Source organism: Desulfovibrio ferrophilus, assembly GCF_003966735.1.
GTDB classification, from domain to species: Bacteria; Desulfobacterota; Desulfovibrionia; order Desulfovibrionales; family Desulfovibrionaceae; genus Desulfovibrio_Q; species Desulfovibrio_Q ferrophilus.
The window spans coordinates 1,765,054-1,785,454 of the sequence record NZ_AP017378.1; the positions used below are offsets into that span (position 1 = coordinate 1,765,054).

General features: G+C 58.5%; 19 protein-coding genes. 13 read left to right on the forward strand and 6 right to left on the reverse strand.

Going from position 1 to position 20,401, the window contains the following annotated elements; translation table 11 throughout:
* Positions 1–2 precede the first annotated feature (2 nt).
* Genes EL361_RS08240 through EL361_RS08250 form a run of 3 tightly spaced genes read right to left on the reverse strand, consistent with a single transcriptional unit; the run spans position 3 to position 3,423 of the window.
* Positions 3–1,880 carry a heme lyase CcmF/NrfE family subunit gene (locus EL361_RS08240; protein ID WP_126378413.1) on the reverse strand — a complete coding sequence of 626 codons (1,878 nt, stop codon included), beginning with the start codon at positions 1,878–1,880 and terminating at the stop codon, positions 3–5.
* Between the two features lie 60 nt (positions 1,881–1,940).
* The gene (locus EL361_RS08245) at positions 1,941–2,372 is read right to left on the reverse strand and encodes a cytochrome c maturation protein CcmE (RefSeq protein ID WP_126378415.1); all 432 of its coding nucleotides are present in this window, start codon (positions 2,370–2,372) and stop codon (positions 1,941–1,943) included.
* Positions 2,356–3,423 carry a hemolysin family protein gene (locus EL361_RS08250; protein WP_126378417.1) on the reverse strand — a complete coding sequence of 356 codons (1,068 nt, stop codon included), beginning with the start codon at positions 3,421–3,423 and terminating at the stop codon, positions 2,356–2,358. Before EL361_RS08250 ends, EL361_RS08245 begins: the two co-directional genes overlap by 17 nt.
* 306 nt (positions 3,424–3,729) lie before the next feature.
* Between EL361_RS08250 and EL361_RS08255 the strand changes: the two genes are divergently transcribed.
* Genes EL361_RS08255 through EL361_RS08265 form a run of 3 tightly spaced genes read left to right on the forward strand, consistent with a single transcriptional unit; the run spans position 3,730 to position 6,372 of the window.
* Entirely contained in the window at positions 3,730–4,335 is a 606-nt protein-coding gene (locus tag EL361_RS08255; protein ID WP_126378419.1) for a D-glycero-alpha-D-manno-heptose-1,7-bisphosphate 7-phosphatase, read from the forward strand.
* Positions 4,332–5,366, forward strand: coding sequence for a lipopolysaccharide heptosyltransferase II (waaF, locus tag EL361_RS08260; RefSeq protein ID WP_126378422.1), 1,035 nt, complete (start codon positions 4,332–4,334; stop codon positions 5,364–5,366). The genes EL361_RS08255 and waaF overlap by 4 nt, the downstream gene beginning before the upstream one ends.
* Positions 5,359–6,372, forward strand: a complete 1,014-nt coding sequence (locus EL361_RS08265) for a glycosyltransferase family 9 protein (protein WP_126378424.1) — start codon at positions 5,359–5,361, stop codon at positions 6,370–6,372. Before waaF ends, EL361_RS08265 begins: the two co-directional genes overlap by 8 nt.
* A 12-nt stretch (positions 6,373–6,384) precedes the next feature.
* On the opposite strand, the gene EL361_RS08270 is transcribed toward EL361_RS08265, so the two are convergent.
* Positions 6,385–7,200, reverse strand: coding sequence for a hypothetical protein (locus EL361_RS08270; protein WP_126378426.1), 816 nt, complete (start codon positions 7,198–7,200; stop codon positions 6,385–6,387).
* A 186-nt stretch (positions 7,201–7,386) separates the two neighbouring features.
* On the opposite strand from EL361_RS08270, the gene EL361_RS08275 reads away from it, so the two are divergent.
* Entirely contained in the window at positions 7,387–9,135 is a 1,749-nt protein-coding gene (locus EL361_RS08275; RefSeq protein WP_126378428.1) for an ARMT1-like domain-containing protein, read from the forward strand.
* Positions 9,136–9,498: 363 nt separating this feature from the next.
* Here the strand turns inward: EL361_RS08275 and EL361_RS08280 are convergent, their stop codons facing one another.
* Positions 9,499–9,840: a PilZ domain-containing protein gene (locus EL361_RS08280; RefSeq protein ID WP_126378430.1), complete on the reverse strand. Its 342-nt coding sequence runs from the start codon at positions 9,838–9,840 to the stop codon at positions 9,499–9,501.
* A 407-nt stretch (positions 9,841–10,247) separates the two neighbouring features.
* Between EL361_RS08280 and nth the strand changes: the two genes are divergently transcribed.
* The 9 genes from nth to EL361_RS08325 all read left to right on the forward strand — a co-directional run bounded on the left by nth (position 10,248) and on the right by EL361_RS08325 (position 19,608).
* Positions 10,248–10,889 (forward strand): endonuclease III, encoded by a 642-nt coding sequence (gene nth, locus EL361_RS08285; protein WP_126378432.1) that lies wholly within the window; start codon positions 10,248–10,250, stop codon positions 10,887–10,889.
* 44 nt (positions 10,890–10,933) lie between these two features.
* Positions 10,934–12,058 (forward strand): tRNA guanosine(34) transglycosylase Tgt, encoded by a 1,125-nt coding sequence (gene tgt / locus EL361_RS08290; RefSeq protein WP_126381370.1) that lies wholly within the window; start codon positions 10,934–10,936, stop codon positions 12,056–12,058.
* A 3-nt stretch (positions 12,059–12,061) separates the two neighbouring features.
* Positions 12,062–12,676: a YdcF family protein gene (locus EL361_RS08295; RefSeq protein WP_126378433.1), complete on the forward strand. Its 615-nt coding sequence runs from the start codon at positions 12,062–12,064 to the stop codon at positions 12,674–12,676.
* 154 nt (positions 12,677–12,830) lie between these two features.
* On the forward strand, positions 12,831–13,331 hold the full coding sequence (locus EL361_RS08300) for a LexA family protein (protein WP_126378435.1): 501 nt from the start codon (positions 12,831–12,833) through the stop codon (positions 13,329–13,331).
* Between the two features lie 219 nt (positions 13,332–13,550).
* Positions 13,551–14,927, forward strand: coding sequence for a Y-family DNA polymerase (locus EL361_RS08305; RefSeq protein ID WP_338031071.1), 1,377 nt, complete (start codon positions 13,551–13,553; stop codon positions 14,925–14,927).
* 78 nt (positions 14,928–15,005) lie between these two features.
* Positions 15,006–15,398, forward strand: a complete 393-nt coding sequence (locus tag EL361_RS08310) for a tautomerase family protein (protein WP_126378437.1) — start codon at positions 15,006–15,008, stop codon at positions 15,396–15,398.
* Positions 15,399–15,401: 3 nt separating this feature from the next.
* Positions 15,402–16,352, forward strand: coding sequence for a DUF362 domain-containing protein (locus EL361_RS08315; protein WP_126378439.1), 951 nt, complete (start codon positions 15,402–15,404; stop codon positions 16,350–16,352).
* A gap of 61 nt (positions 16,353–16,413) precedes the next feature.
* The gene (gene hypF / locus EL361_RS08320) at positions 16,414–18,783 is read left to right on the forward strand and encodes a carbamoyltransferase HypF (RefSeq protein WP_126381375.1); all 2,370 of its coding nucleotides are present in this window, start codon (positions 16,414–16,416) and stop codon (positions 18,781–18,783) included.
* A gap of 78 nt (positions 18,784–18,861) precedes the next feature.
* The gene (locus EL361_RS08325) at positions 18,862–19,608 is read left to right on the forward strand and encodes a substrate-binding periplasmic protein (protein WP_126378441.1); all 747 of its coding nucleotides are present in this window, start codon (positions 18,862–18,864) and stop codon (positions 19,606–19,608) included.
* Positions 19,609–19,659: 51 nt separating this feature from the next.
* On the opposite strand, the gene EL361_RS08330 is transcribed toward EL361_RS08325, so the two are convergent.
* On the reverse strand, positions 19,660–20,301 hold the full coding sequence (locus tag EL361_RS08330; RefSeq protein WP_126378443.1) for a CPBP family intramembrane glutamic endopeptidase: 642 nt from the start codon (positions 20,299–20,301) through the stop codon (positions 19,660–19,662).
* Positions 20,302–20,401 lie beyond the last annotated feature (100 nt).

Sequence of the window (20,401 nt, forward strand, 5' to 3'; positions counted from 1 at the left end):
TGCTAGTCCTGCTTCCTGCGCCCAAGGGCCAGCAACGGGAACAGGGTCATCAGCGTACCGCCGATCCAGACCCAGTTCACCAGCGGATTCACACTGATCTTGAACGAAGCCTTCCCTTCCTTGTCGTGCCCCAGCACCGTGGAATAGACCTCGTCACCCAGAGACGGAATCACGGAAACCTCGGCAAAGGCCTGCTGCCAGTTCCGGTACTGATGCCGCTCGGGTCTGAGCTGCCCAAAGGGTTTACCGTCCTTGCTCACGTCCAGATAGGCCTCGAAACGGGCCATGCTCTGATCGGCATGCTCATGATGGTCGGTGTAGGTGAATTCATAGGCACCGAGGGTCACACTCTCGCCCTTGGCAAGAACAGTCTCAATCTCCTGCTTGTACGGACCAGAGAAGGCAATACCCAGCACCATCAAGGCAAGGCCGACATGCACGCCGTACGCACCCCACATCATGCGCGAACGGCGCATGAAGGGCTGAGTCGCAAACAAGGCCACGATGCCAGCCAGGGCCGAAGTCGCCGACGACGCGGCAACAAGGGGAAGCATGTCGTGCACGCCCAAGCTCCAGAAGAACCCGGCGGCAGGAATCAAGGTTGCTGCCACGGCCAGGAACATCTTCTTGTTCCGCAGCCCACCCTTCCAGCCCAACCAGGGACAGAAGACCAGGAACAGAGCCATGAGGGTGAACAACGGCAGGCAGACCCGGTTGTAGAAACCCGCGTCCATCCCCTGCGGGTTCGGGCTCCAGATATTGGAAATCACAGGCCACATGGTGCCCAGCAGAACCACCACACCCACGGCCAGGAACAGCCACGCGGCAACCAGAAGCAGGCCTTGGCGAGACAGGAATTCGTCCAACTGTCTAGCGGTCTTGTCCTTGCCCTGCAGGGCTCCGATGGCTCCGATGGCCAGCATGGCAATCATGAACGTCAGCAGCGGACCACCGACACCACCATCTCCAAAGGCATGCAGGGAGTCGATCACTCCACTTCGCACCACATATGTTGCGAAGAAACAAAGCAGCAGCGTCAACACAATAAAGAAGACATTGGTCTTGTGCAGGGCATTACGGCGATTCTGAATCACGGCAGTATGCAGGAAAGCCGTTGCCGCCAGCCAGGGGATCAGCGAGGCATTCTCGACAGGATCCCAGGCCCAGTATCCGCCCCAGCCCAGTTCCATGTAGGACCACCAGGCACCGAGGACGATGCCGGAAGTCAGAAACAACCAGGAGACAAGGCTCCAGTTACGCCCGGCAGACAGCCAGCCCTTGGGATCTCCGGTAATCCAGACCGCCACGGCCAGACAGGCGGGGACGGTGAAACCGGCATAGCCAAAAAACAGCAGCGGCGGATGGAAGATCATGCCTGGGTTTCTGAGCAGCGGGTTCAGGCCCGTCCCCTCTGCGGGAACCGGGTCCAGAGTCAGGAACGGGTTGGTGGGGCCAACGAGGACCAGCAGGAAAAACGCCTGCACGCCTGCATGCAGCAGCCAAAACCAGGCCTTGGTCTGCGGCGTCAGGTCACGATAGCTTTTTGTCTGGGAGAAAATACCCGCCATGACGGCCACGCATACGGCCCAGAACAGGAACGACCCGGCCTGCCCGGCCCAGAAGGCGGTAACCGCATAGAACATGGGCAGGAAGGTGTCGGTGTACGAAGCCACATACTGAAAAGAAAAATCACGTGCCACAAGGGCTCTGAGCAAGATGGCACAGGCCATGCCGAACAGCAGCATGGCGCCGCTTTGGCCATACTCGGCAATACGCACGGGCTCCTCGCGCCGGGTCCACAGACCCCAGGCGCAGGCCAATCCCGAACCAACGGTGATGAGAAGCGCTACTGCAAGACAAAAAAATCCGATCAACTGCATATGATACCTCGGTAGGGGGTCGCCAGGACTTCTTGGCTAAACCGGGACGAACGCGGGCCTCTAGCCCTTGTCCGCCTTTTCCTCATCGCGAATCTTCTGGTATTTGGAAGGACACTTGGTCATCAGTGTCTTGGCCACGAAAACGCCATTGGCAGGATTCAATCCGCCCTCAACAATAACTTCCACTCCGGCCTTGAAGGTGTCGGGCACCGCGCCCTTATAGGTCACCATCATGGATTTCGTGGTGTCATCCTTATCCACCAGGAGAAAAGACACACCCATGGTGCCCGGGCCACCCTGGATATCCCTGGCGTCCACGGAGCCGAACAGGCGGGCGTTGGCGAGCTTGGAAGGCTCGATGGTCAACGCTTCGGAAACATTGACAAAATACACGCTATTCTCGGTCACTCCCGAAAAGAGCAACCAGCCCAGTCCGCCCAACAACAGGCACAGGGCGGCAACATAAATCCCTTTGCTATTCTTCTTCGCCATTTATATTTCCTCGCGGCTTTTTGGTGCCGCGTACCAGTTGTTCGCGTTGGGTCCGCGCCAAAGCGCGGGTATCGACGACCTCGTCGGTCTCATCCACAATTTCCTTGCCCAGAAGTTCCTCGAGCACGTCCTCTAGCGAGACCACTCCGGCCACTCCGCCCCATTCATCCAACACGACGGCAATGTGTATTCTCGACTCCAGAAAACCGATCAACATCTTGTCCAGAGGCAGGGAATCCAGCACGAATTTAACAGGCTTCATCAGCTCGGAAACACGCAGGTCATCCTTGTCCTCGGCCAGTGCCTGAAGCACCTGACGACGATAGACCACACCCACGATATCCTCGGGATTGCCATCCTCGTAGACCGGCACCCGGCTATAGGGCCAAACACTCTTCTCGGCCCGGGTGTTGCCCACGATCTCTTCGGCTGGCAGCGAAAACACAACGGTCCGTGGGGTCATGATGTCGCGGACGATTTTCTCGTCCAGAGCCAGAATCCCCTTGATACAAGCTTCCTCAAAGGGCTTGAGCACCCCGGAGCGTCGCGTCAGGCTGGCCAGAGCAGAGATATCCGCCTCGGTATGTTTGGGGCCGCTGGTCCTGCGCACCATGCCGGACATCAACCCCAGCACCCAAATTATGGGGGACAAAATCCAAATCAGCCCCATAAGGGGACTAGCCAATACTGGCGCAAGATTGCGGGCGTAAAGAACCCCAATAGTTTTGGGCATGATTTCAGAGAACACGAGGATCAGCACCGTAAAGGCTGCGGCGAAAATCCCCATGGATTCCTGCCCGAACACACGGGCCGCTGCGGCTCCGGCAATGGCGGCCCCGGCAGTATTGGCAATGGTGTTCAGCGAAAGAATCGCTGCAATAGGCTTCTCTACATCCGACCGCAGTGTATAGAGAATATTGCCCGATTTCCGGCCTGATTCGCGCAGTTGTTCAATGCGACTCCAGGGCACGGAATACAGGACAGCCTCGGTTACGGAGCAGAAGGCTGAAATACCAACTGCAAGTCCAACGGCCAAAATCAGGTCAAACATGTTAAGACCTTCCTGTGACCTCGAACAGCCGCAGCCGCAAGCCACCCAAGACGGGCAGCAGTCAATCGCGCAGGGCGTGGTTTATCCGATAAGCATTGTTCCATGGCTTTTCTCCTTAGCGATGTAACAGAGCCCCACACCCCGTGCAAGAGACAATATTTGCACAAGTGACCGCCCGACGGGGCTTCCCGCCGCCCGAACACCTGCTCGGACGACATGGGTTCGTCCTTGACTTCAAGCCGCCTCATGCCCCACAAAGAGACCCGTACCGCTATGGAGTTCATCCCATGGCAGGAATAAGACAACATGAAAAATATCCAAACCATCATTCTGGACCGCGACGGTACGGTCATCCACGACAAGCACTATCTGCACGACCCTGACGGTGTGGAACTGCTTCCCGGAGCGGCCAGGGCGTTAGCCAGCTTAACACAGGCAGGGATGAGCCTCTATATCGCCACCAACCAATCCGGCATTGGACGCGGTTACTTTAATGAAAAGGATTACCATGCGGTGGAGCAACGCCTGGACCATATCCTTAAAATAAATGGTGTGCACATTGGGGGGTCGGCCTTTTGCCCCCACGCCCCCGAAGAATGCTGCAACTGCCGCAAGCCCGCGACCGGCCTTTGGGAGACGTTGGTTCAGAACCATGGCCTGAGCCCGGAGACCACGGTGATGATCGGCGACAAAACAGCGGACGTCTCCTTGGGACTAAACGCAAAACTTGCGGCCTCGGTGCTGGTGCTTACGGGCAAGGGCCAAGCCTCCGCCCAAAAACTGGGGCTGCCCGAGCTCACAGAGGCCTGGATGGAATTGACCGAACAACGTGAAGGCTGGCCCCACGTGGTTGCACGTGATCTGGAAGCCGCCTGCGGCTGGTTGTTGTCCAAGATCGGGATGGCTGAATGAAAATCGGCATCTGGAACACCGCCTTCCTGGGCGACGCAATACTGACCCTGCCACTGATCCACACTCTGGCCCGGGCCTATCCCGATGCCGATCTGCATTTTTACGTTCGCAAGGGAGTCGAACCACTGTTCGCGGCCCAACCCGAACTCGCCGCCGTGCACGGTTTCGCCAAACGCGGAAAGCAGAAGGGACTATCTGGAGCATACGCCATGGGGCGTGATCTTTCTCGCCAGGGATTCGACCTGTGGATCAGCCCACACACCAGCTTGCGCAGTGGCCTCATCGCCCGCTGGTCCAGCATTCCCCGCCGCATCGGCTACAATCGGCCACGTTTCAACTCCTTTTTCTACACTCACACGGTGGACCGGGCCTTTGCCCGCTTCGACGAAATCGAACGCCTACTCCGCCTGACCGGCCCTCTGGACCTGACACCGGTCCACGAGCCGACGCTTGTGCTGCCCGACAAGGCCCTGGCCAACGCCGCCGCCTATTTCCATGCAATGGATGATGCCCCGGTCCTGGGCATCCACCCCGGCTCCACCTGGCCCACCAAACAATGGCCCGAAGCCTACTTCAGCAGAGTCATTGATCTGGCGGTGGAAGCAGGGGCGCGAGTCCTGGTCTTCGGCGGACCTGGCGAGGAAGACGTTGCCGCCCGTGTTGTGGCTGGAGCGCAAACGCCACACAAGCACGACCGCGTCGCCGACCTCTCCGGGCACCTCAGCCTGCCGGAGCTCGCCGCCTGGTTGAAACGCCTGAACTGTTACCTGACTGGCGACTCCGGCCCCATGCACCTGGCCTGGGTCCAGGGCACCCCCGTCACCGCCATCTTCGGTCCCACGGTCAAAGACCTGGGGTTCTTCCCACGCGGGGAGCGCTCCACAGTCATCGAAACCAGCCTGGACTGCCGCCCATGCTCCCTGCATGGCCCCAAACAATGCCCCCAAGGACACCACCGCTGCATGCGCGATCTTTCCCCCGAACACGTCTTCAACGACGTAGCCGCCAAACTGGATGTGACCCATGGCTGACAATCTACCCAAGAACTGGCTGGTGATGCGCCTTTCCGCATTGGGTGACGTGGCTTTGACCACCGGTGTACTGGATCACCTGCATCGCACGCGGGGCTGGAAATTCCACTTCCTGACCAAGCCTCCTTTTGCCCCGGCACTTGTGGGCCACCCGGCCATCGAGAAGCTCGTGCTGCCCGAGGACAAAAGCCTCAAAGGCCTAGCCTGGCTTTCTGCCCGCAAGGAACTGGCCAAGAATTACAAGGGCTGGGGACTGCTTGACTTGCACGGCACCCTGCGCTCCCGATTATTGGGAGTCGTCTGGGACGGTCCCATCCGCCGCTATCCCAAGTTCAGCATCTCGCGCCGCCTGTACGGACTCACCGGCTCGGCAAAGGCCCGACAAAGGCTGGAGGCCCTGAATGTACCCCAACGCTATGCCCTCGCAGTAGAAAGCGAAACTCCTGCGCCCGAGTTGCTCTCTCCGCGAATCTGGCTCTCCGACGAGGAACGGGAGGAAGGTCTCCAGACTCTGGATGCCATTGGTGCCAACGGCCCGGTCTGCGCCCTGCACCCTTACGCCACCCATGCTGGCAAACGCTGGCCGACCGGCCATTGGGAAGAACTGATTTCCTACCTGCGCAGCATGGGCTGGCATTGCGTCATCATCGGTCGCCACAAGACGCCGCTCTTTTCTGATGAAACGCCCGAGGGGGTCACCGACCTGACCAACTCCACGGATATTCGCCAGACCTGCGCCCTGCTTTCGCACTGCGGCGCACTGGTCACCAACGACTCAGGTCCAATGCATCTGGGCACAGCAGTGGGAACCAAGGTCGTTGCCCTGTTCGGCCCGACGACCAAAGCTTGGGGATTTTTCCCTTCCGGGAAACGAGACAAGGTATTGGAATTGGATTTGGCATGCCGCCCGTGTTCGCTGCACGGCGGACGCGGCTGCCGCCGAGGCGAACGCTGCATGGTGGAGATCAAACCGGAAGATGTCGCCAGGGCCGTTCAGGAGCGTTAAGCCTTCCGGTTCTCAGTCCTCAGCCTTGACCAGATTCGTTCGCCCCCCCTCGGGATGGGCGAGATAACACCTTTCCACCATATACATCAGAGGGACGCGGTCCTTTGGGACATTCTCATCCCCGGCCACGTGGTCCCAATAGCGCCCGTAGCGCGCGGCATATTCCTCGGAAACGATCTCATCACCACGACGAGTCGGCTCAGGCAACCCCTTAGCCTTGGCCTCATGCCGATAGGCCTGAAACTCCTGATCCGCATCCACAGCCTCGAAGGCAAAAACAACTGGAGCAATGATGGGAACGAAAGGCGCTCCCAATACTGTCAGAGCGATTTCTCCGGCGGTTCCGGCGGCAAAACGGATGGCATCCCGATTATCGTGCTTGGCGATTTCCTCAGGTGTGGCGGGGCGCAAGGCCAAAACCACGCGATAGCCATACAAATGCTCAAAATGTTCTTCAACATGATAGAATTTCAGGGCTCTTGCAATAAAATCTGCCACGTGGCCCAGATAGACCCCTTTGGGCAACCGCAGGGTTCCCGTCCCCTTGTTACGGGCATGCATCAGGCAGCCGAACAGGGTATCCCGTTCACCACGCTCGCGCCCCACACCCTTGAAGCAGAGGACATCCACATAGCCCCAACCTTCAGGCAGGTTGGCAGGATCAATCCCAGGGGCCTCCTGTTCGGATAGAACCGGCCCGGAAGGTTCCCCTCCATAGCCAGGAATATACTTCTTCCCGCAACCGGAAAGACAACACACGGCGAGCACAAGCACCGTGAAGAGCACGACACCAGAGCGAGGCACAAAATGAGGACCGTTCGGGAGCATTGTTGACCAGAGGATCGGGTTTTTTCATCCACAGCATCAGCCGCACCTTTCTATAACAGGACAGGGCCTTCTCCACAACAAAAGCACGCAACCCTCGGTTTTAGCGGTCAAAAAAAGATTCAAGTCCTCAAGATTTCATCGTACGGTGCACAGTACAACATAACATCAGAGTTCCGGAGATAATACATGCCCTTTTCCTCAGAGTTTACCAGCGTCCAAAATCTGCACTATGGCCGTTCACCGGCTCTTGACGCATGGCTGCTGCACTTTCTCACCGAAAACAATCTGGAGCATTCCATCGATCCGGGCAAGAACGCCTCGCCGGAACAGATTCGCTTCATGGTTGCCTTGAAGGGTGAAGCCCAGGTCTATGGCCCGTTCTCGGACCGTCGCCTGCCACTGTTGCTGAACACGGATCTGGATCAGGACCTAAGGGATGAATACAACGCCAAATGGCTGGCTCTGGCCGGACTGGTGCGCGAATTTGTAGCCGACTCCGCCGACCGCAAGCGCATCCTCATGCTCTGTGCTCACAAATTTCGTCAGGTTCTGGTCTCTCCCATCATGATCCCATCCAGGGTCATCAAACGGTTCATCACCATTTTCCTGACCCAGAGCGGACTGACCGATCCGTACAGGGAGCGCAAGGCCAAGTACAATCGTCAGGCTCAAGAGGCCCTTGAGTCACCCGAGGTGGACAGGCTGCTCAATATCTGCCCGGATGCGTCCCACCGCTGCGAACGGCTGACGGATTTTCGGTTCGGGCTGGACATGATCGAACTGACGCGCCTGATTATCCTGTCCACCTTGAGCGATATCTGGACCGGTCCCTACTATCAGGACGCCTGCGATCGGCTCAACGCTACGGATCTGTGCGACGACCATGCCCTGCAGATCCTGAAAACAGTTTTCGAACCCGGGCAGGAGCGCAGCCTGCGCATCCTCTACCTGCCCGACACCAGCGGTGGCCTGATGTTCGACCTGCCCATCATCCGGGCACTCATTCGCCAGGGGCACCGTGTGGTACTGGCTCTGAAGGAAGGATTCTATTTCGAAGCCCCTTCATTCTGGGACTGGGAGCAGGACCATGTGCTGAGCAAAGCCCTGGAGGATGCACACCTGTTTGCCAACCCTCGGGCCAGCAAAAACGAGTTGCTCCAGGCCCAGCGCGAACATCCGTTGCTGGTCATCTCTGACGGCACCCGTGAAGAACTGAACCTCTATCGCTGTAGCGTGACCTTCGCCCGAGCCTGGAAAGAAGCAGACCTGATCCTGGCAAAGGGAGAACCCCACAACAGGCGGCTGATCCAGACCGGCCAGGAATTCACCCGCGACATTCTGTGTTTTCACAGGAACTCCGACGGTGCATTCCAATTGCATCACAAGCCCTGCGCAGAGCACGTGGTCAAATTCAACGAGTACCAACTCCTGGACAAGGCCGACGAACTGATCGCCGCCATGCGAGGGGCCAAAGCCTCCGGACGTAGCGTCATGTTCTACAGCGCAGTCATCGGCTCCATCCCCGGGCAGACGGATACCGCCATCAAGCTGGTCGACACCCATGTCAGACACCTGCGCGAAAAGCTCGAAGCCACCTTCATCATCAATCCAGCCGAGCATTTCGAGGAAGGCATGGATGCCGATGATCTGATGTTCATGTGGGAACGCGTCCAGCGTAGTGGCCTGCTGAACGTCTGGCGCTTCCAGACCGTGGCCGACATCGAGCGCAGCTTCGAACTCATGGGCAAGAAGATTCCGCCGGTCTGGGCAGGGAAGGATTCGACCTTCTCCACGGGCTGCACCAAGGAAATGCGCATTGCCCTGGACATGCAACAGAAGAACCCGGAGCTACAGATCATCGGTCCCAGCCCGGACAAATTCTTCCGGCGCAGTGAATACGGAGTGGGCAAGTTCAGTGACGAGACCCTGAGCTGACGTCCACCGGGTACAGCCCAGCGGCCCTTCCCGTTCTCCGAACAACGAAAAAGGCCTGTACAATCCTGTACAGGCCTTTCTACTGAACATTGCCGCAGCACGGGTCCGGGATTCCCGACCTGCGGCTGACAGACAACCCGATGTTCTCTGTCATTAGCAAATCTCTTCGCGCTTCTCGACCGAACACGGAGGTTCGGGAGGTGGCGCACACACCGGGCGGATCCGGGATTCCCGCCCGGTGTGTGGCGGGACGAACAGCACATGCCGCCCGTCTAGCCCCAAATATGTTTCCGGCCCGGGGGGATCCGGGTTTTCCTCCCGGGCCGGACAGCGGATGGCACATTGCCGTCCGCGTACCCCAACTTAGTTATCAATCAGTCCCTGAAGATAAGAAGCGCCCACCGTCAACGGAGATCCAAAATCAACGTAGATGTCATCATCGCTGGTCCAGGTCACGTGTCCGGTCAGGTTCTCGGTTTCGGTTCCACCCAGGTTCAGATTCAAAGTGACTGTATGTCCGAGGCTCAGATCGTAGTTCACGCCAGGTTGCATTCTAAGGCGGGCGCCCTGATGATGAATATTTACAAGAGAGATGGGGCGGCGGCTTGCGCCAGAAACAATCTCGCTGACATGGTTAAAAGCAAAGGCAGTCAGGCGCATTCTGGCATTGAAATGTCGTTGTTCGTAAAGTTCGCTATGTCCCATCTCTTTTTCCCTCCCCTTGCAGAACCGGGCTTCCTTCCCGACTCCGACGTTCTCTCACTCTTTTTGGGGCGGCTTTCGCTCGCCTTGCACTCTACTCTACAAGCCCTGTACCAAGATTTTCATTGCGCACGCATTTATAGCTTTAGGGCCTGTAATTACATGTGATCATTTTTCAGACATGCTTCAGACATGTGTCAAATGTTGAGTAAGTTATATTTATTTTGTTTACTTAAACTAGACTTGTCCATCTTAAATAGACACTTTCACATCCACTTTTCATAGACACCCACGTCTGGCACAACGAGACCAAATCACGTAGACTGAAAGCAACCGAACTTGCGCTTGCAAACAAAGCCCCGTATAGCTCCCCCGCGCCACCGATTGATGGCAAAACGACTGGACAGCCCATGAAACGACAAGCCCGCGCTCTGGAAATTCTCTCCCGGTTGAAAAACCGCTACCCGGCCCCCCAATCCGAACTGGACTGGACGACGCCTTGGGAGCTTCTGGCCGCGACCATGCTCTCGGCTCAGTGTACGGATGTACGAGTGAACAAGGTCACCCCGGAACTATTCCGCCGCTGGCCGGACCCACCGGCCATGGCCCAGGCTGATCCGGCCGAGGTGGAAAAGGTCATTCACTCCGCCGGGTTCTTTCGCCAGAAGACAAAAAACCTGATTGGTGAAGCGACCATCATTATTAATGACTATGATGGTGAGGTGCCCCGCACCATGAAAGACCTGACCCGACTGCCGGGTGTGGCGCGCAAGACGGCAAACATCGTACTCTCCAATGCCTTTGGCATTCAGGAGGGAGTGGCGGTGGACACCCACGTCAAACGGCTGGCCTTTCGCATGGGCCTGACCACATCGACTGATGTAAAGAAGATTGAACAGGATCTGATGAAACTGTTCCCCAAACCCGACTGGGGCGATGCCAACCACATGCTTGTGCTGTTCGGACGCCACGTCTGCCCGGCACGCACCCCTCGCTGCAACGATTGCGAGATGAACGACATCTGCCCCAAACGCGGAGTAAAGACCAAGTGAGCAAAGAACAATTGATCCCCGCCGAAGAGACTGCCCAACAGGAACTGACCGCCCCCGGTGATTTCCGGGTCTGCGCCACCGAAGGTGGTGCCCGATTGGGCATGTTGCACACCGCACATGGCACCGTGCACACTCCGATGTTCATGCCCGTGGGAACCGTGGGCAGCGTCAAGAGCGTGGACCCGCGCGACCTGACCGAGGTCGGCGCACAGGTCATTCTGGGGAACACCTACCATCTCTATCTGCGCCCCGGTGACGAAGTGGTGGCCCGGCGCGGGGGCCTGCACAAATTCAACGGCTGGGACGGCCCCATCCTGACGGATTCGGGCGGTTTCCAGGTCTTCAGCCTGGCCGGACTGCGTAATATCACCGACGACGGGGTGGAATTCCGCTCGCACCTGAACGGCTCCAAACACTTTTTCTCACCCGAAAAATCCATCGAGATCCAGCAGAACCTCGGCTCTGACATCATGATGGTTTTCGATGAATGCGCCGCAGCCGGATCGGACCGCGACTACACCATCCAGGCTCTGGAACGCACCACGGCCTGGGCCAAGCGCTGCCGCGAGTTCCACCCTGCCGGAAAGAACGGCCAGCTGTTGTTCGGCATCTGCCAGGGCGGATTCTACGAGGATCTGCGCGAACGCAGCATTGAGGAAATCACTGCCATCCCATTCGAGGGCTACGCACTGGGTGGCCTGTCCGTGGGTGAAACCAAGCCGGAGATGCTGCGCATCCTGCGCCACTCGGCTCCGCTGCTCCCCGCAGACAAACCCCGCTATCTGATGGGCGTGGGTACTCCACTGGATATTCTGGACGGCATCGAGGCTGGCATCGACATGTTCGACTGCGTGCTGCCCACGCGCAACGCGCGCAACGGCACCCTCTACACCTCACAAGGCAAGGTGAACATCAAGCGTGCCGAATTCATGGAAGATGACAGTCCGCTCGACCCCAACTGCGACTGCTACACCTGCCGCACCTTCTCCAAGGCCTATCTGCGCCATCTGTACATCGCCAAGGAGCTGCTCTCGTCCAGGCTGAATACGATTCACAACCTGGCCTATTTCCTGCGCCTGGCAAAAGATGCCCGCGACGCCTTGCGCCGGGGAGGCTTCGCCGAGTTCAAAAAAAGCGTGGAAGCAATCTACGGGGTCAATGGAGAATAGACGATGCGGACACTGGGTACGGCACTCAAGATCATCGGCGTCCTGGCAACCCTGCTCACTCTGCTCGGGGTAGGTGCTGTGCTCATGGCAGGTAACATGATCCATAAGCAGGATACCCTCCAAAAGTCCGACGCCATCCTTGTGCTGGGTGGCAGCGTATACCGTGCCCAACAAGCTGCCACACTTCACAAACAAGACTACGCACCGTTGGTATACGTTTCCAGAGCCATCACCGACCCCGGCCTCAAGGTCCTTGCCGGAATCGACATCATTGTTCCGCCCGGCTACGAGATCAACCGCCGCCTGCTCAACAAAAATGGGGTACCGGACGAAGCCATCCGCTATTACGGAGAACAACTGCCCAGCACCGCAGCAGAGGCCGAAGCCTTTGCCCAAGCCTTTCCCGGTGCGCAGCGCATCATCATCGTCACCTCGCCCTATCATGTATTCCGGGCAAGGCTGATCTTCCGCCAGGCCCTATCCAATACCGAGGTCCTGGCTATAGCCACCCCGGATGAACCCTTCCCTGAACAATGGTGGGCAGACAGAATCGCTGCCCAACAGGTCGTCATGGAGACCATCAAACTCGGTTGGTACGTATTGGGTGGGCGCTTCTGATCAGAAGCCTCCGACCTAACATTCCAATTCTCTCCAATCTCCAGCACTCATGCGCAGTCTTTCTCCAGCCTGAACAGCGCACTAGAGTTTCTTGTCAAGTAAGGTTGCCCCAGCCTGACAGGCACGCTATTCCTCCAGATTGGAGGATTGCCCCATGCCCTGCGAACAGCACACTGACGCCCGGAAATACTGCCCGAACAATACCCACACGCCCCTTGCCGCGCCATTGCTGCAAGACGGCAATCTGTTGGGGTTCTCACCCCATACACCTCTTGAACTGCCGCTCTACCTGACTCCTGTGGCTGCTGGTTTCCCCTCACCTGCTGATGACTATATCGATCAAACGCTGGACCTGAATGAACACCTCGTGGCGCATCCGGCAGCGACGTTCTTTGTACGCGCCTGCGGCGATTCCATGCTCGGAGCCGGTATTCACAACAAGGATATTCTGGTGGTGGACCGCGCTCTGAACCCCAAGGATCGGGATGTAATCATCGCCGCTCTGGACGGGGAACTCACGGTCAAGCGTATTCGCAACAAGAACGGCCATGTCTGGCTGCTACCCGAGAACCCGGACTACAAGCCCATACAGGTCGGACCGGAAGCCTGCTTCGAGATTTGGGGGGTTGTCACTTATGTCATCCACAAAGTCTGAGCGCTTCTGAATGGCCATCTGCTTTGTTGCTGCACTGAATTCAAATCCTCGCGTATTCAAAGATACGCGTCGGCCTTGAATTCATTTGGCGCCGCGCATCTGACCATTCAGAAGCGCTCAGGGAAAACAGCCATATACACTCCAAAAGTTCTTATCTCTGACGCCCCGAACACCTCGTGGCAACGCTACAGAGGACTATTGAGGAACGGCCAAAAGAATATGATGAGGAAAATGTTTGCTTTGGTGGATTGTAATAATTTCTACGCGTCCTGCGAACGGGTCTTTGATCCATCCGCACGGGATGTGCCCGTGGTGGTGCTGTCCAACAACGACGGCTGCGTCATCGCCCGCTCCCCCGAAGCCAAGGCCATCGGCGTGCGCATGGCCGAGCCTGCCTTCAAGCGCAAAGGGTTCTTTGCCCGACATGGGGTACGCGTATTTTCGTCCAACTACGCGCTCTACGGTGACATGTCGCGGCGCGTCATGGACACCTTGGGCCGTTTCACTCCGCGCATGGAGGTCTACTCCATCGACGAAGCCTTTTTGCATCTGAAACCCACCCCGGACAGGTCGCTACAGGCCCAAGCCAGCGAGATGCGCGAGACGGTGCGACGCTGGACGGGCATCACCGTATCCGTGGGCATCGGCCCAACCAAGACCCTGGCCAAGGTCGCCAACCGCATCGCCAAGAACACTCCGAAAATGCACGGAGTCTGCGACCTGTCCTGCTCCACGAATCTGGGAAAGGTGCTGGAGGGAGTTCATGTCTCGGATGTCTGGGGCATCGGGCGGCGCATCACCAAAAAACTGGCGGCAGTGGGTGTGACAAATGCACGCCAACTGCGAGATCTGCCCGACCCGTGGGTCAAGAAACGCCTCACCGCCACAGGCCTGATGACGGTCTGGGAACTGCGAGGCCGCTCCTGCATCCCTCTGGAAGACGCGCCCGCATCCAAAAAGGCCATCGTCACCTCGCGCAGTTTCGGCAAGCCCGTGACCACCTGGACACAGATGCGCGAGGCCGTGACCGCCTACACCGCCCGCGCTGCGGAAAAACTGCGCGCACAGAACGGCGTGGCAGGACAGTTGATGGTCTATCTACTGACCAACCCGCACCGCCCCGAGTTGCCGCAATACTCCAACAGCCGCACCGTGCGCCTGCCCGTGCCCACGGACCACACCCCCACCCTGCTCGCCGCAGCCGGAGATGCCACCAGCGCCATCTACAAGGCCGGATTCTCCTACAAAAAGGCCGGGGTCATGCTCACGGACATCCAGAACGCGGATGCCCGGCAACTGTCCCTGCTAGACCTCACCGCAGCGCCTGCCGCAGGGAAAGTGCCCTCTTCATCCTCACAGAATGGAGTCCGGCAAGGACAGACAACCAACCAACAGGAATCGAACCAAAAAAGTCCGCAGCAGGATATGCCGCGCCAGCAGGCACTGATGCAGGCTCTGGACGCCACCAACTCCAAATGGGGCCGCGACACCGTGACCTACGCGGCAACGGGCCTGGGCCGCGCCTGGAAGATGCGCCAGAACCACAAATCCCCTCGCTATACGACAAACTGGGAGGAGCTACCCTTGGTCGATTAATACAGCAAAGTCTCATTTCTGGACAAGCAGGCCCAAGCTGGTGATACTGTTGCTCCCCAAAAAACAATCGGAGAGCTCATGCCCCAAGTCACCATTTCCATCCGCAAAGGCAAGGATAGCAACTACAGGAAAACCCTGCTGGACGCCGTGCACGAAGCTCTGGTCCTTTCACTCAAGGTGCCTCAGGACGATCGATTCCAGCGACTGCTGGAATTCGACTCCGAGCATTTCGAATTTCCGCCCCACTACACCGAGGACCATGTCACAGTTGAAATCAAACTCTTTGAAGGGCGTAGTCTGAACGCTAAGCGGACACTCTACAAAACCCTGGTGGACACACTGCACCAGCGCCTTGGCCTTGCCAGAGCAGACGTCTTTATCGTCGTGCAGGACATCCCCCTAGACAATTGGGGCATTCGCGGCGGCATTCCGGCCTCGGAAGTGGACCTCGGCTTCAAGATAGACGTCTAGCCCATGTCCACTACTGCCACTCCCGTAGCCCTGACCCACTGCCCAAGCTACGACACCGTCGTCCTTACCCAAAGCGTGGCCAGCGTATTCTCGGCCATCGATTTTGCGCCTGCGTCGGGCACCCGCGTGCTGATCAAACCCAACCTCGTTTCCGCCAGCAAGGGACCTCTCGGCTGCTCCGAACCGGCCATGGTTCGCGCCGCCTGCCTCTGGCTCAAGGATCACGGCTGCCGTGTCACGGTGGGGGATTCCCCGGCCTTTGGTTCGGCCAAGGGTGTGGCGGACAAGGTGGGCATCACGGCTGCCCTCAAGGGGCTGGACGTGCCCATCATCTCTCTGGGCAAACCACGCCCGCTGGATTTATCCTTCGGGGGCTGCATCGGGCTGTCAGCCATGGCCTGCGAGGCTGATATCATCCTCAATCTGCCGCGCCTGAAGGCCCATTGCCAGATGACCATCACCGCCAGCGTGAAAAACCTCTTTGGCTGCGTCACGGGCATGCGCAAAGCCATTGCCCACACCCGCTTTGGCGAGCAGGACAACCGCTTCGAGGCCATGATCCTGGACGTGGCCGCCGCTCTGCCTCCGGTAGTGACCCTGCTGGACGGAGTAAACTGCATGCACGTCACCGGCCCCACAGGGGGCGAGACCTTTGAATTGGGGCTCATAGGCGCATCGAACTGCCCGGTATCACTGGACACCGCACTCTATTCCATCCTACATCTTTCGCCGGGTGCTATCGCCCTGTGGCGCGAAGCCCAGGCGCGGAACACCCCCGGAGCACAACTCCACGAACTTTCATTTCCACTGGAACAGCCCGAGGCCTTTGACGCCACAGGGTTTGAAATCCCCGGCCAACTGACCCCGGTCAGCTTCCACCCGGTGCGGCTGGCCAAAGGCGCACTCAAGCGCGTTCTGACCCGATTGAAAGAGACACCCGGCGACCAGAACTGAGCAGGCAACATTGACATCGAGCAGGTCATCCGAAGTGAACACATCCCGGATCGAAGCAGACATGGACACGGCACGCAAACGCTTCACCATCACCGGCGCTGTGCAGGGTGTGGGCTTTCGACCCTTCATCTATCGCATTGCCCTGGATCACTCGCTCACCGGCAGCGTCAAGAACACCCCCGAAGGGGTGATCATTGAAATCCAAGGCCCCGCCGATGCCGTTACCGCATTCAGTACGGACCTGCACGACAAGCTGCCCCCGCTGGCCTCCATCGTGACCTGTGATGAAAAGATTCTTGCACCCGTCCCCGACGAAAACGCCTTCGAGATCATCGCCAGCACTGGCGGCGAAGGCCACAGCGTGCTCATCAGCCCGGATGTTGCCACCTGCAATGATTGCCTGGACGACATGAACGACCCGGACAATCCACGCTATCTGTACCCGTTCACCAACTGCACCAACTGCGGCCCGCGCTACACCATCACCCGCTCCATCCCCTACGACCGTGACAAGACCTCCATGGCCTGCTTCCCGCTGTGCGAAAGCTGCGCCAAGGAATATCAGGATCCGCTGGACAGGCGCTTCCACGCCCAGCCCAATGCCTGCCCGATCTGCGGACCCGAGGTCTGGCTGACCACCCCGGACGGCAAGGAACTCGCCCGTGGCGAAGAAGCCCTGCGTCAACTGGCCTCTGAACTCGCCGCCGGGAAAGTCGCTGCGGTCAAAGGGCTGGGTGGATTTCATCTGGCCTGCGACGCCACCGATGAGAATGCCGTGACCACCCTGCGCCAGCGCAAGAACCGCTATGGCAAACCTTTGGCCGTGATGGTCCCGGACCTGGACGCGGCCCGCCAACTGGCAGAATTGGGAGAGGCCGAATCCGACTGGCTGACGGGCATCAAACGGCCCATTGTGCTGGCCCAGGGATTGACGCCATCCCCCTTGGCACCGGCAGTGGCACCGGACACCCCCTTCGTGGGTCTGATGCTGCCCTACACACCGCTGCATCATGTACTGTTCAATTTTTATGGCAAGGAACTCGGCGGGGCGCGATTGCCAGCTCTGGTCATGACCTCGGGCAATCTGTCCAGCGAACCCATCAGCCTGGGCAACCGCGAGGCGCTGTCCCGATTGTCGAACATTGCCGACGTCTTTCTGCTGCACAACCGCGACATCCTGATCCGCTGCGATGACTCGGTGCTGCGCGTGGTGAACGATGGACACGCCAAGGACGCTCCGCAATTCCTGCGCCGGGCACGAGGGTTCACCCCCTCGCCGGTCTTCCTGTCTCGCGGGGGACCATGCGTGCTGGGTACCGGCCCGGAACTCAAGACTACCCTCTGCCTGACCAAGAACGACCAAGCCTTTGTCAGCCAACACATCGGGACCATGGAGAACCTGGAGACCTTCGGATTCTACAAGGAAATCGCCGCACATCTCCAAGGCATTCTGCAAGTCGAACCCCAAGCCGTGATCTGCGACCTGCACCCCAATTACATGACCACCGAATTTGCCCGCGAATCCGGGCTGCCCATGCACCGGGTCCAGCATCATGTAGCCCACGTGCACGCAGTCATGGCCGAGAACAAATTCGACGGAGCCTGCATCGGCCTGGCTCTGGACGGCACGGGCTATGGAGAGGACGGAACCTTGTGGGGTGGTGAAGTGCTACTCGTGGATAACGAGGAACTCTGCCACGAACGACTGGCTCATTTTTCCCCCGTGCGACTGCCCGGTGGCGAAGCCGCCATCAAGGAACCCTGGCGCATCGCTCAATCCATGCTCTGGGAATTGGGGCAATTCGAACCCTTCGGACGCACGTGGGGCTGGCTGGACGACCATGCCCAGGCCTCGGCCATAGTGACCCAGATGCTGGAGCGAAACGTGAACTGCCCAGCCTCCACCAGCTGCGGCAGGCTGTTCGATGCTGTGTCCGCCCTGCTGAACCTGAAGCCCGTTATCTCCTACGAGGCCGAAGCGGCCATCATGCTGGAATCCGTCCAGGACATGACCGAGAACACAGCCTACCCGTGCGCCTTGCGCACAGCCAGCCAGCCAGCTTTGCTCGACACCCTGGCGCTGTTTGCCTGCGTGGCCGAGGATTGGGAGGCGGGAACCGACCCGGCAATCATCAGCCGCCGCTTTCACCTGGGACTCATTCAGGGACTCGCCGACACGGCCCGGGCCTTTGCGGATGTCACGGGCATCTCCCATGTGGGCCTGTCCGGCGGGGTGATGCTCAACAAGACCTTGGCCGAAGGATTACCCCGAGCCCTGCGCAACCTCGGGCTCTCGCCGCTCACCCATCGCGAACTCCCTCCGGGTGATGCCTGCATCTCGCTGGGGCAGGCGGCCTATGGGGTGCGCTTGCTGGAAAAAGACGACGACTTTCAGGCCAGCAACACCTGCCTCTCCGCCACTGCCAAATAACTCCCCCCAAACCTTTGAATTTTTCTCTTGTCAGTGGCATACTGGAGAGGCGTTTGGACTTCCAACCACTGAGCCGCCATGTTTCGCTCTGTTGCCGTAGCACTATTCATCCTACTTACCGTCGGCTCTTGTGCACAAGCCGAGACCATCCGGCTGGCAACGCTGGAATGGCCACCATACATTGGTCAGGAACTCGAGCAACAGGGATACGTGGCCGAGATAATCAGAACGGCATTCGCTCGCTCGGACATTGAGGTCGACCTGACATTCATGCCCTGGAAGCGAACAGTGGAAGAAACCCGCGTCGGTCGATTCCAGGGCTACGTTCCGGAGTACTTCAGCCAGGAGTTACGCAAAGATTTTGTGTTTTCCATCCCCGTTCCCGGTGGTCCGCTGGTCCTGCTTGCCCGTCGAGGCAGCGGCATCAGCTACTCCACACTCAAGGACCTCACACCCTATCGTATCGGAATCGTAAAGGGTTATGTCAACACACGGGAATTCGATGCGGCCAGCTATCTGAACAAACAGCCGTTCGTAGATGACCTGACCAACCTGCGCATGCTCCTGCGCAAACGGGTGGACCTCGTTACCATGGACCTACTTGTAGGGCTCTACCTTGCGCGCAAGCATCTGGGAGGCACAAGGGATATCGAAGCCCTCCAACCAGCTCTGGAACACAAGCTGCTTTATCTCTGCTTCCCAAAAAGCAGGGACGACCACCTCCGGCTCCTGGTCGCCTTCAACTCGGGGATTACAGCCATGATGGCCGATGGCACTCTTGCGGTCATCCAAGATCGGCACGGTTTCGTGCAGTCCGAGTGGTAACCCTCCTCCAGACGGGGCCCCGCCTTTGTTCCCCCGCTATGGCTCGCGCTTCTAGAATCCAAAGAAGATGTAGTTGACCACGAAATGGGCAAAAATCAATGGCAGCACACTGCCAGTGCGCCACATGCCGACCATGAAGACAGCACCGATCAGCCCCGTCGTTGCCACGGCGGCGACCCCCAATGACCAATGGATCATCCCGAAAACAATGGACGACACCGTAAAAACGACCCAGGTGGGCAGTCCTGCTCGGGTCAGTGCCGTAAAAGCCAGCCCTCGGAAGATCAACTCCTCCAGTACTCCGGTCATAAACAACCCGAAATGCAGATCAACCCAGCCCAGAACGCTCCCGTCAGGGGCCGAGGGAATGCCCCCCAGCCCTTCCGACGGCAATAGAATGGTAAACAGCGGCAGCCCATACTGATCCAGCAACGTCCCAAGCACACTCATGCCAAGCCCGTAGTAAATCAGCAAAATAGCGGGCAATCGGGCAATACCAAAATCAGCCCAGGCCAATCGTCCTGAAAGGCAAACGGCAATGATCACCAGCAAAGGCAAAGCCTTGGCGAATCCATAGTCAATGGTAACCCATGCGGCGAAGTCCTTGACGTAGATATTGGCAAAGTCATTCAGTAAAAAAGGAATGGTCAGCCCAGCATACAACCCCAGCATCCATCCAGCACCCCTGGCCATACTCCCTCCTCATGATCGATATTTGGAGAATATCTATAATCATCATACAGTTTTTTCTCCTTGGCGGTCCATGCCGAGTTGATCGTCGCTCACTGCCCAG